Source organism: Flavobacterium sp. ASV13 (assembly GCF_000745775.1).
In the GTDB taxonomy this organism is placed as follows: domain Bacteria; phylum Bacteroidota; class Bacteroidia; order Flavobacteriales; family Flavobacteriaceae; genus Flavobacterium.
Map to the genome: position 1 here is coordinate 207,626 of NZ_JQJY01000008.1, position 12,287 is coordinate 219,912.

Below are 12,287 nucleotides of genomic sequence, written 5' to 3' on the forward strand. Positions count from 1 at the left end.
AAATGGCAAATAAAAACACAATTCGAAACGCTTTCAAAATGAAATTAAAATCTGGTTTTGAAGCGGAATACAAAAAAAGACATGACGAAATCTGGCCAGAATTATCGGCTTTGCTTTCAGAAACTGGAATACAGGATTACAGTATCTTTTTAGATGAAGAAACACTGATACTTTTTGCGGTGCAGAAAATCAGTTCAGATTTTGATTTCGACTATTTGCCAAATCATCCAATAGTAAAAAAATGGTGGGCATATATGGGCGATATTATGGATACAAATCCTGATAATTCGCCAATTTCGGTTTCATTAAAAGAGGTTTTTCATTTGGATTAAACCTGAAACTTTAAACAAAGAAAACCTGAAACAAAAAGAAAAATGAAAACAAAATATTATTTGTCAATAGCTTTTGCAACAGCAATTTTAGCAAGTTGCAATGCACAAAAAGTTACTTTAAAAAACACTTCTGATTTAGGAGTGCCTCAAAAAGCAATCAGTATAAAAAGAAGCCAAATTGCATCAAAATATGTTGCAAATAGTTTCCCAATTTTGATTGCTAAAAATGATACAATTCCGGCACAGCTAAATGATTTAGATGGTGATGGAAAATGGGACGAACTTTTCTTAGTAACTAATTTTGCTCCAAACGAAAAGAAAACAGCAACATTAACTTGGTCTTTAAAAGATCCTAAATTTCCAATAAAAACAAGTGCAAGATTCGGAAAAAGAGAAGCTAAAGATTTACCGGTTCAGCCAGCGACAGAGGAAGTTTTAATGGCGAATCAGGTGCATAAAAAACTAGGTTTCCAAAAATATCAAACTGACGGGCCAACTTGGGAAAATGATAAAGTAGGTTTCAGACATTATTTAGATGGAAGAAATTCTAAAGATGTTTTCGGAAAAAAAATCCCTGCCATTACACCAGAAAATGTTGGAATAAACAGCAAAGGAGCTGTTGAAGACAATTATCACGTAATGTACGATTGGGGAAGAGATATTTTTCCTGTAGGGAATTCTGCAGGTTTGGGCGGTTACGCTTTATTGATAAACGACAAAATCAACCGTCTCGGAATTTTGACAAACGATACTTTAAACAATGTCGAAAAAACAACTTTCAAAATTGTAAGTGAAGGTCCGGTCAATTCGGTTTTAAGTTATAAATACCAAAACTGGAAAGCTTCTGGAAATAATTACCAAGTTCAGGAAACGACTTCAATCTGGCCGGGAATGTACGGTTATGAAAACACAGTTTCTATCAGCGGACTTAAAGGCGGAGAAACTTTTCTTGCAGCAATTTCAAATATCAATAATAAAAATCCGCTTCAAGTTGTCGAAGCTGGTGATTGGGTTTGTTTTATTCAGCATGATAATTTGACCTACAATCGCGAATGGATTTTAGGAACTGCAATTTTAGTTCCGAAGAAAATTTATCAAGGCTACATTGAAGCACCAAAAACGGGTCAGTTAACAGATTCCTATTTGGCAAAGTTAAATGTAGAAAACAATAAGAAAATCAGTTACTATGCCATTGCAGGCTGGGAACTGAGTGCCGATAAAAACTTTAAAGATGCAGCTTATTTCAGCAATTATGTAACCACTTTGGCAAAACAGCTTTCTGCCAAAATAACGGTTGAAATCAGTAAATAAAACAATTTTAAACTAACACACTAACCATATGAATTATAAATCAACCATTTTAGCAATGCTTGTGTTTGCATCATTTACAAATGCAAATGCACAAAAAACAGATGCGACAGCGCCATTGCATTTAATGCAGCCTGATTATCCAACTCCATATGTTATTCCGCAAAAGGAAGATATAAAAGTGGTTTTGGACCGAGTTTATAATTTTTTAGATAAAAATTCGGCTTCAAAAATTGTCGATGCAAATACTAAAGCTGTTATTACAGATTATAAAAAAGGCAATCAGGATATTGTTTTTGAACCGGGTGCTTTCAGATTGACCAGTTATGAATGGGGTGTTACGTATGCCGGAATGCTTCTAGCTTCTAAAGCAACAGGCGAAAAATATTACGCTGATTACTCCAATAAAAGAATACAGTTAATCGCTGATATTGCCGAAAATTATAATGAAAAAAATATCAAGGATAAGGACATGCTTAAAACGCTTCATCCTGAAGCATTAGATTTTGCCGGAGCTCTTTGTGCAGCTTTTATTAAAGCCAAAAAAAACGGTTTAAAAGCCAATATCGATCCTTTGGTAAACAACTACATCGACTTTATCAGTAACAAACAATTCCGATTAAAAGATGGAACTTTAGCAAGAAACAGACCACAGGATAATACGCTTTGGCTTGACGATATGTTTATGAGTGTACCTGCTTTGGCACAAATGGGAAGTTACACCGGAAATACAAAATATTTTGACGATGCTGTAAAACAAGTGAATCAGTTTTCTGAAAGAATGTTTAACAGCCAAAAAGGAATTTACATGCACGGTTGGGTTGAATCTATGACGGTACATCCTCAATTTCATTGGGCAAGAGCAAATGGCTGGGCAGTTATGACAATGGTTGAATTATTAGAAGTTTTGCCAAAAAATCATCCTGGTTATCCTCAGGTTTTGGCACAATTGCAAAAACACATCGCTGGTTTGGTTCAATATCAAGACGGAACCGGTTTTTGGCATCAATTATTAGATAGAAATGATTCTTATTTAGAAACTTCGGCAACGGCAATTTATGCGTATTCTATTGCTAGAGCAATAAATCGTGGTTATGTGGATAAAATGACATACGCACCAGCAGTTTTATTGGCTTGGAATGCTGTTGCAACAAAAGTAAATGACAAAGGTCAAGTAGAAGGAACTTGCGTCGGAACCGGAATGGGTTTTGATCCTGCATTTTATTACTATCGTCCAATAAATGTTTTTGCCGCTCACGGTTATGGTCCAGTTTTATTGGCCGGAGCCGAAGTAATTATGCTTTTAAAAGACAGTCAGTTTCAAATAAATGACAGTTCTATACAATTAAAAATCGAAGGGAAAGATAACTTACATAAGTAAAATAGATATTAAGGCTTTTTGTAAAGTTTTAATCTCGCAAAGGCACAAAGACGCCAAGTTTGAAAGTTTAAATTTTAATTGCCTCCAGTTTTAACTGGGGGTAAAATATAAGTCATCACTATCGGCTTTAGCCCAATTCTGTTGTTCATAGTAAAAAAACTTTGCGTCTCTGCGACTTTGCGAGATTCATTGACAAAGTAATTTAAAAAGAAAAACTTTACGCCTTCGCAGCAAAACACGACCAACATATGAAATCAACAATAAATATACTTTTCTTATTAATCGGCACAATTGCTTTTGCGCAGATAGGAAAACGATTTCCATCAGAAAAAAAAATAATCAAAGATCCCGTAACTGGTATCGATTTAATTTTTTTAACCACAAAATCAGCGGGAGATTCGAAAACATATCCAACGCATCCACAATGGACTGCTGATGGTGAATGGCTTATCTTCAGAACCAAAAGAGCCAACGGAGAAGCAATGGCGGTCAACGAAAAATCGGGTATAATGGTTCAGGTTACCGAAGGCGGATATACAGGAACTTTATGCATGGCGCAAAAATCAATGAAATTGTATTTTATGCGAAAAGGCGACGGTGATAAGATGCAGATTATGGAAGTGAATTTGGAAGCTGTTTTTGCTGATAGTGAAAAAGGAAAAATGAAACCTGTATCAGCTTATGAACGTGTTTGCGGCACAACAAATCCAGAAATGGGCGCTTCAGGAGATATGGCTCTGGATGCTAATGAAGATCGTGTTTATTTCAGAATTGGAAAAGAAGAAGCAGCTCGTCATTTGGATCCAAATATTAAAATTGAAAAAAGTTTCGGGCCAAGAAATATGGGTGCAGGTCCAGGTGGAATCAGCAGTATGGATATCAAAACCGGAGAAATTAAACATGTAGTTTCAGTACCGTTTCAGGTTGGACATATTCAATCGAATATTTGGAATCCGGGTGAATTGGTTTTTTGCTGGGAAACAGGCGGAAAATCTCCACAGCGAACTTGGACCGTAATGGCGGATGGTTCAGGCTTACGACCATTATACCCAGAATCGGATTATGAATGGGTAACGCACGAAGTCGTAATTTCTAAAGATGAGGTTGCAATGGCGATTATGGGACATCGAAAAATTGATATTCAGAAAGAAGCTCCCGTTGAAGTTACTTCTAGTACCGAAGTTCGAAATCCTCAAAATCCGGGTCAGGAAAGCAATTGGGGAAATTCGGGAACGAGAGAAAAACCTACTGGTTTGGCAATTGTAAACCTAAGAACCAGAGAAATGATTATTGCCGGACAAACTAAAAGCGGAAGCGGTTTATGGCACGTTCATGGTTCTTCTGACGGAAGATGGGCTGTTGGAGATGACTTTTCTAGAAGTTTATATTTAATTGACAGAAAAACAAATGAAATGATGATGCTGACAACCGGACATAAAGAAACAGCAGCAGATCACGTTCACCCAACTTTCAACAGAGACGGAACAAAAATTGAAATTCAGTCGGCGATGCTTTCTGAGGATAATAGAACGCTGAATATCTGTATTGTAAATGTTCCGAAAGAATGGCTGAAAAGAAAGTGATTAGTAAAAAGTGAAAAGTAATTAATAAAATGTTTAAAAAGAATTATTCAGTTTTGTGTCGCTTAATTTTCATTGTTTTTATGAGCAATGTGGCGGTTTCTTTTGCGCAAGAATCAGGAAAAATGGATGCCATTTATTCTGGTGTTCCTTGGCTTGACCAAAACGGAAATATTGTAAGCGCGCACGGAGCCAACATTATAAAAGAGAAAGATACATTTTATTTATTTGGAGAAGCGCATAGCGATACCAGCAATGCATTTGCAGGGTTTAATTGTTATTCTTCAAAAGATCTTTACAATTGGAAATTTGAAAAAGTAGCGCTTCCATTGCAAGAATCTGGAAAATTGGGGCCAAATCGTGTTGGTGAACGAGTAAAAGTGATGAAATGCCCAAAAACCAATGAATTTGTAATGTACATGCACGCCGATACTTTAACGTATAAAGATCAGTTTGTGGGTTATGCGGTTTCAAAAAATATTGAAGGTCCATATACTTTTAAAGGACCACTTTTATTGGATGGAAAACCAATCAAAAAATGGGATATGGGAACTTTTCAGGATACTGATAATTCGGGATATATTTTAGTTCACGGCGGTGAAATTTACAAATTAAGTGATGATTATAAATCGGTTACCGAAAAAGTAAATGAAAATATAACAACCGGATTTGAATCGCCTACAATGCTGAAAAAAGATAATTTGTATTATTTTATTGGTTCGCATTTGACAAGCTGGGAGAAAAATGACAATTATTATTATACCTCAAATTCAATTAAAGGACCTTGGGAATTTCAAGGTTTAATTGCACCAAAAGAAACACTTACGTGGAATTCGCAATCGACTTTTGTTTTGCCAATTCAAGGTTCAAAAGAAACGACATACATGTTCATGGGCGATCGTTGGTCGTTTCCGAAACAGGCTTCATCAGCAACTTATGTTTGGCAACCTTTAACAATTTCAGGAAAATCGCTTTCAATTCCGGTGTATCAGGAAGCTTGGAAAATAGATGTTTCTACAGGAATTATTTCTATTTCGGATAAGAAAGATCAGATTATCAACAACAGAAACAAACAAATTCGATATAAGGGAAATTGGAAATATGTAACCAATGGAAATATGGTTTATGAAAGTGAATCAGATGATAAAGATGCTTCATTTTCGATAAAGTTTAAAGGTCAACAAATAGGTTTGACGAGTTTTGTTGGTACAGAAAATGGTTATGCAAAAGCTGTTTTAACCGACAAAAAAGGAAATACAATACTTACAGCAATTATTGATATGTACAGTAAATATTCAGATTTGATGCAAGTTTTTAAATCTCCAATTTTAAAAAAAGGCACTTATAAATTGACTGTTTCGGTTACGGGAGAAAGACCAAATTGGTCAGATAAAAGAAAATCAAATTATGGAAGTACAGGATATTATATTTCTGTTACTCAGATTGAAATAAAAAAATAAATAAAAAATAAAACAGCTTACAATGAAAAAGTTTTTCACTTTGGTTTTATGTGTTTTGGGAATTTCCCAAAGCTCATTTTCGCAGAAATACAGCAACGATAAATTTCCAGACGGAACTGAAATTACATCTTGGTTTAAAGATTATAAAAAGCTTCAATTAAAAGATTTAGGAAAAAAATACACTATAACTGATTTTGGAGTAAGCAAAGACAGTACAAAAGTTCAGACTGTTGCGATTCAAAAAGTGATTGATAAAGCGTCTGCAAATGGTGGCGGTGTAATTGTAATTCCGAAAGGAGTTTACTTGAGTGGCGCTTTGTTTTTTAAACCAAAAACAGCTTTATATATCAGCGAAGGCGGAGTATTAAAAGGTTCTGATGATATTTCAAATTATCCAATAATGCCATCAAGAATGGAAGGCCAGAATTTAGATTATTTCCCAGCTTTAGTAAATGCTTATGGCGTTGATAATTTTTCGATTTCGGGAAAAGGAACAATCAACGGAAATGGAAGAAAATATTGGGATGCTTTCTGGGCACGCCGAAAAGAAAATCCGAAATGTACCAATCTTGAAGTTTCTAGACCAAGATTAGTTTTTGTTTGGAATTCGAACAACGTACAATTTCAGGATGTAAAATTCATTAATTCAGGTTTTTGGACCAATCATTTTTACAAATGCAATAACATAAAAATATTGGATGCTTATATCTATTCTCCACACAAAAAAGGTGATGCTCCAAGCACCGATGCGATTGATCTTGACATTTGCAACAACGTATTGATAAAAGGCACCAACATGTCTGTAAATGATGATGCTATAGCGTTAAAAGGAGGTAAAGGACCGTATGCAGATCAGGATAAAAACAATGGGCCAAACACCAATATTATTATTGAAGATTGTAAATTCGGATATTGTCATTCGGCTTTAACTAATGGAAGTGAGGCAATTCATAATCGAAACATCATTATGCGTAATTGTGAAGTTGATGGCCCATCAATATTGTTGCATCTTAAAATGAGACCTGATACACCACAGCTTTACGAATATATCAGATTGGAAGATATTAAAGGGCAAACTAAAAACGGTCTGGCGATTTTAGCATGGAAACAGTTTTTTGATTTAAAAGGTCGTCCTGATGTTCCGTTATCGTATGGCGATAATGTTACGTTAAAAAATATTGACCTAAAATGCGAGATGTTCTATAAAGTGGAGAACGATCCAAATGTACGTTTGTCAAACTTCACTTTCGAAAACTTAAATGTTGAATCTGTTAAGGCTGATATTGATAAAAGTTTGATTAAGAATGTGACTTTTAAAAATGTTTTTGTGAATAAGAAGGCTTTTGAATAGAGGTTCAAAGGTTCAAAGTTACATAGAGGTTTTTTATAGAGGCGTACAGCAGTGCGTCTAACACAAAGTAACCATAAAGTTTGTCATTCCGAGGAACGAGGAATCTCCGCAAGAAACTCCACAATCTAAATTGACAATCTTTGTAGAGCTACTTGTGGAGATTCCTCGTTCCTCGGAATGACAAGATTGTGTGTTAATTTCTTTTGTGATTCCTCGTTCCTCGGAATGACAAAACTGGCGCAAATCCGTTAAATTAGTAAAATCCGTGGCCCAATAAAGCGTCCAAAATAAATTCCAAAATGAAAAAAATACTGCTATTAGTTTTCTCGATTTCATCCATAAATGTTTTCTGCCAAAACAAAAACGCAAGTGATTTTGTAATCGCTGATTCAAACAACGCGGTAAATATTTTCATTGATAAAAATACAGATCCTTTAATTATTTGGGCAGTAAATGAATTGGCCGATGATGTCAAAGAATTAACCGGAAAACGACCAGAAATACTTCAAACAAATTCATTTTCTAAAAACGGAATTTATATTGGAGAAGCTTCAAATGCACTTTTTAAAAATAGAAAAGAGCAAAAAGAACTTTCGAATCAATGGGAAAAATTTTCTATCCAAAAGGAAAAAGAAAATCTAATAATTGCCGGTTCTGATGTTCGCGGAACCGTTTATGCAATTTTTGAAATATCAGATCGTCTCGGAATTTCCCCTTGGAAATGGTGGGCAGATGTTCATCCCATAAAACAAGAAAAACTCGTTTTAAAACTTTCGAAACAACAAATAATTTCTTCGCCTTCGGTACAATATCGAGGCATTTTTTTGAATGACGAAGATTGGGCGTTACAACCTTGGGCTGCCAAAACATTTGAACCAGAAACGGGTGATATTGGTCCGAAAACTTACGAGAAAATCTTTCAATTACTATTGCGTTTAAAAGCCAATACCATTTGGCCGGCGATGCATCCGTCAACAAAAGGATTTTTTACCATTGCCGGAAATAAAGAAATGGCGCAGAAATATCATATCGTAATTGGTTCTTCGCATGCGGAACCAATGCTTCGAAATAATGTTGATGAATGGAAACCAAAAATCTACGGTGATTACAATTATTTTACGAATAAAACTCAGGTTGATAAATATTGGCAAGATCGTTTAGATGAATTAAAATCGGCTCAAAATGAAACGATTATGACGCTTGGAATGCGAGGCGTTCATGACAGTAAAATGGAAGGAGCAAAGGATTTGAACGAATCGATTTCGATGGTGGAAAAGATTATTATGAACCAGCGCGAAATGCTTTCAAATACTTTCAAAAAGCCTTTAGCAGATATTCCGCAAGCTTTTGTTCCATATAAAGAAGTTTTAGAATTATACGACAACGGACTTAAAGTTCCAAGTGATATTACGTTAGTTTGGCCTGATGATAATTACGGATACATTCGCCGTTTGAGTAATGATGAAGAGCAAAAAAGAGCAGGAGGAAGCGGTGTTTATTATCACATCAGTTATTGGGGAAGACCACACGATTATCTTTGGCTGAGTACAATGCAACCAGGTTTGATTTGGTACGAAATGAACAAAGCCTATCAAAACGGCGCAAAAAAAATGTGGATTGTAAATGTTGGAGATATAAAGCCTGCCGAATATGATACGGAACTTTTCCTAGATATGGCTTGGAACATCAATTCTATTAAATCGGACGGACTTAATCAATATTTGAAAGATTGGGCTTCAAGAGAATTTTCGCCTAAAATTAGCGCCGATGTAAGTACTGTTTTTGAAGAATATTATCGTTTGGCTTTTCTCAGAAAACCAGAATATATGGGCTGGAGCCAAACAGAACCAACGACTCCAGTAAAACTATCCGATTTTTCAGAAAAGGAAATTTGGAACCGAATAAAGGCTTATGATAAACTTATTGAAAAAATAGACAGTCTTTCAGCATTCATTCCGGAAGAGCGAAAAGATGCTTGGTTTCAATTAGCTGTTTATCCTGTAAAAGGAGCAGCTTATATGAATCATAAGTTTTTATATTGGAATTTGGCATCAATTGTTTCAGATGAAAAAGAAAAGGCAAAATACGAACTTTTAGCTTCAGAAGCTTTCCATAAAATTGAAACACTTACCGATTTTTACAATACGAAATTAAGTGATGGAAAATGGAATAAAATGATGTCAATGCATCCTAGAAATTTACCTGTTTTTGATTCGGTTAAAAAGCCTGAATCAGTTGTAAAATTGCAAAAGGAAACAATAAACCGAATTGCGATTCAGGCCAATACATTTGTTTCTCAAAAGGGTTTTAAAAATTACAATTGGAAAACAATCAACGGTTTGGGTTACAGCAACAATGCTATTACTTTGTTTCCATTAAAACAACAGTATTTCAAAACAGAAAAACCTTTTATAATTTATCAATTTGAAATTAAGACTGCTGGAGAATATGAAATAGAAGTTCGTTTGTTGCCAACGCATGCTAACAATTTCGATCATGAAATTGGTGTTCAATTGGATAAAAATGTCTTACAAAATTTTAAAACAAATACGAGAGACAGAGATAAAACCTGGAAAGAAAATGTTTTACGAAACAGCGCCATTGTAAAACTTCCTGCATCGAATTTAGAGAAGGGAAAACACACAATCAAAGTTGAGGTGAATCAGACAGGCATTCTACTAGATCAGTTGGCAGTTTATCCGTCAAGCGAAGGAAGTTCCTACGAAATACCATTAAAATAAGCATTAAATGATGATTATGAAGCAGTAACAGTTGGGAAAAGGAGAAAAAAAATAAAAAAAATAATTTTTTAAATTTTTGTAATCTGTTGATATAGAGATTTAAAGAAAACAGGTTAAATAATTATTAACTCAAATAGCCAAAACAGTTATAATTTTAACATTAAACGTGCGTTATAGTTCCAGCAAACTTTTATTTTTGCGCCTTAATTTAACAAGTATAAGCATGAAAGATCTATTAGTAAAAATCAACGCCGAAATTGACACATTTAAAGCAGAAGCTGAATCTTTAACTGAAAAAGGTATCAAAGCTGCTGGACCAAGAGCTAGAAAAGCTACTTTAGAAATTGAAAAACTTTTGAAAGAGTTCAGAAAAGTTTCTATCGAAGAATCAAAAAAATAATACGCTTCGTATTTCAAAAACAAAAACCTCGCTTATGTAATGTAAGCGAGGTTTTTTTTTAGTTATGAGTTATGAGTTATGAATTATAAGTTTATTTTGACTTTGTATTTAACTCATAATTTATAATTATTTCGGGGTTTCAATATAATCTTTCAAATTACAATCTTTTATTTTTTTAAGACTTTCTGCAACAGTTAATGCATTTAAAGTAGCACCTTCTAAACCTGTATGTGTATGATCTTTAGGGAAAAATGGTTTTACTTTTTCTTTTCCTAAAGCTTCATATTTTAAAGCGACAATATCATTCAAATCGATAAACGGAACTTTTTCTTTTTCAGCTGCAATTTTGGACCAAACTACATAAGTATCCGTTCTGCGTTCGGCTTTGTCATTCGGCCATTCGTTTCTTGGCGTCAAACTTAAAACAATCGGAATTGCGCCTTTTTCTTTAGCTTCTTTGATGAATTTCTCCATATACCACCCAAAAGTATGTACAATTTCTTTTGAGTCGTCTGGACGCGTTACTTCTTGCGTTTCGTCTCCATTTCCTTTTAATGAACCTCTGAATTTCTCTTTGTCAATATCGCCCGCATCATTATGTCCAAACTGGATAATTACAAAATTTCCTGGCTGAAGTTGATTTTTTACTTCGTCCCAAAGACCTTCATAAACAAAAGTTCTGGTGCTTCGTCCACCTCTGGCTTTATTGATTACCTCAATTCTCGTTGTGTCACAATATTGCGGAAAAGGAACTCCCCATCCAACGGCATCAGGATTATTGTTGTTATTGGCCATTGTTGAATCGCCAATTAAAAATACTTTTTTCTTTTGCGGAAGCACAATTTTGGGGTTTGGCAAAATGTAATTTTTTAAAGAATTTTTGCTCGCTTTCAATTCATTAATAATAACCGAAGCCGAAAGCACTGCACCTTTTGCAGAAGTATGCGTATGGTCTTTTTTGTAGAAATAAGTTCCGGTTACTTTTGCTTCACCGAGTTTTTCCATTTCTATAGCCATTTTTTCATTCAAATTGATGAACGTAACTTTTTCCTTTTCAGCAATTTGTTTGGCCCATAAACCGTATGATTTATCATTTCTCGGCACTTTTCCTTCTTTCCAATCGTTTCTCGGAATTGGTGAACAAATAATCGGAATGGCGCCTTTCGATTTTGCCTCACGAACTACTTTTTGAATATACCACCCGTAGCTGTGAACAGTTTCGTGTTTTTTAGTAATCAAATTATCGATTTCCTGACTTTCATTTCCAATTCCTTTTATTGTGCCGCGCGCGCGAAGAGTATCGTTCAAAGGCCCGTCATCATTATGACCAAACTGAATTAAAACGTAATCACCTTTTTTAAGCTTATTTAAAACTTCAATCCATAAACCTTTGTCCTGAAAAGTTCTGCTACTGGTTCCGCCCAAAGCATGATTTTCGATATTGACTTTTGTAGTATCTAAAAACTGTCCAATATAATCGCCCCAGCCCCAAAGTCCGCCTGCACCATCGCCTTTGCCGTTTTTCACGGTTGAATCACCAACCATATAAACAGTTGGTTTGTTGTTTTGATTGGATGTAAAATTGAAAAATAATACTGCTAAAATTAGGGCAGAAAGTATTTTGATTGATTTCATAATTAGTGAAATATAAAATGTGTATTTAACCGCAAAGTTCGCAAGGGTTTACGCAAGGCACGCTAAGCTTTGCGAACTTTGCGATTTCTCAGCGCAAAG

At 34.9% G+C, this 12,287-nt stretch carries 9 protein-coding genes; 8 read left to right on the forward strand and 1 reads right to left on the reverse strand.

Features of this window, described 5'->3' with window-relative positions:
- The first annotated feature begins 2 nt into the window (after positions 1–2).
- From rhaM to GQ47_RS17440, 8 genes are all read left to right on the forward strand, one after another.
- Positions 3–332 carry an L-rhamnose mutarotase gene (gene rhaM / locus GQ47_RS17405; RefSeq protein WP_035651080.1) on the forward strand — a complete coding sequence of 110 codons (330 nt, stop codon included), beginning with the start codon at positions 3–5 and terminating at the stop codon, positions 330–332.
- A gap of 42 nt (positions 333–374) precedes the next feature.
- Entirely contained in the window at positions 375–1,643 is a 1,269-nt protein-coding gene (locus tag GQ47_RS17410) for a DUF4861 domain-containing protein (protein WP_035651083.1), read from the forward strand.
- 28 nt (positions 1,644–1,671) lie between these two features.
- Positions 1,672–3,021 carry a glycoside hydrolase family 88/105 protein gene (locus GQ47_RS17415; protein WP_035651085.1) on the forward strand — a complete coding sequence of 450 codons (1,350 nt, stop codon included), beginning with the start codon at positions 1,672–1,674 and terminating at the stop codon, positions 3,019–3,021.
- Positions 3,022–3,269: 248 nt separating this feature from the next.
- Complete coding sequence (locus GQ47_RS17420) at positions 3,270–4,604, forward strand: hypothetical protein (RefSeq protein ID WP_035651087.1); 1,335 nt, start codon at positions 3,270–3,272, stop codon at positions 4,602–4,604.
- A gap of 80 nt (positions 4,605–4,684) precedes the next feature.
- Entirely contained in the window at positions 4,685–6,061 is a 1,377-nt protein-coding gene (locus GQ47_RS17425) for a family 43 glycosylhydrolase (RefSeq protein ID WP_035651089.1), read from the forward strand.
- A gap of 22 nt (positions 6,062–6,083) precedes the next feature.
- Positions 6,084–7,412 (forward strand): rhamnogalacturonidase, encoded by a 1,329-nt coding sequence (locus tag GQ47_RS17430; protein ID WP_035651092.1) that lies wholly within the window; start codon positions 6,084–6,086, stop codon positions 7,410–7,412.
- A 299-nt stretch (positions 7,413–7,711) separates the two neighbouring features.
- On the forward strand, positions 7,712–10,153 hold the full coding sequence (locus GQ47_RS17435) for a glycosyl hydrolase 115 family protein (RefSeq protein WP_035651095.1): 2,442 nt from the start codon (positions 7,712–7,714) through the stop codon (positions 10,151–10,153).
- A gap of 223 nt (positions 10,154–10,376) precedes the next feature.
- The gene (locus GQ47_RS17440; protein ID WP_026729959.1) at positions 10,377–10,553 is read left to right on the forward strand and encodes a histone H1; all 177 of its coding nucleotides are present in this window, start codon (positions 10,377–10,379) and stop codon (positions 10,551–10,553) included.
- Between the two features lie 126 nt (positions 10,554–10,679).
- On the opposite strand, the gene GQ47_RS17445 is transcribed toward GQ47_RS17440, so the two are convergent.
- Positions 10,680–12,188: a rhamnogalacturonan acetylesterase gene (locus GQ47_RS17445; protein ID WP_035651097.1), complete on the reverse strand. Its 1,509-nt coding sequence runs from the start codon at positions 12,186–12,188 to the stop codon at positions 10,680–10,682.
- Positions 12,189–12,287: the final 99 nt, after the last annotated feature.

Excerpts from the sequence above, each read along its gene's own strand:
- GQ47_RS17440 (WP_026729959.1), top strand. The coding sequence starts at position 10,377 with ATGAAAGATCTATTAGTAAAAATCAACGCCGAAATTGACACATTTAAA.
- GQ47_RS17415 (WP_035651085.1), top strand. The coding sequence starts at position 1,672 with ATGAATTATAAATCAACCATTTTAGCAATGCTTGTGTTTGCATCATTT.
- GQ47_RS17425 (WP_035651089.1), top strand. The coding sequence starts at position 4,685 with ATGAGCAATGTGGCGGTTTCTTTTGCGCAAGAATCAGGAAAAATGGAT.
- GQ47_RS17430 (WP_035651092.1), top strand. The coding sequence starts at position 6,084 with ATGAAAAAGTTTTTCACTTTGGTTTTATGTGTTTTGGGAATTTCCCAA.
- GQ47_RS17435 (WP_035651095.1), top strand. The coding sequence starts at position 7,712 with ATGAAAAAAATACTGCTATTAGTTTTCTCGATTTCATCCATAAATGTT.
- GQ47_RS17445 (WP_035651097.1), bottom strand. The coding sequence starts at position 12,188 with ATGAAATCAATCAAAATACTTTCTGCCCTAATTTTAGCAGTATTATTT.
- GQ47_RS17410 (WP_035651083.1), top strand. The coding sequence starts at position 375 with ATGAAAACAAAATATTATTTGTCAATAGCTTTTGCAACAGCAATTTTA.
- GQ47_RS17420 (WP_035651087.1), top strand. The coding sequence starts at position 3,270 with ATGAAATCAACAATAAATATACTTTTCTTATTAATCGGCACAATTGCT.
- rhaM (WP_035651080.1), top strand. The coding sequence starts at position 3 with ATGGCAAATAAAAACACAATTCGAAACGCTTTCAAAATGAAATTAAAA.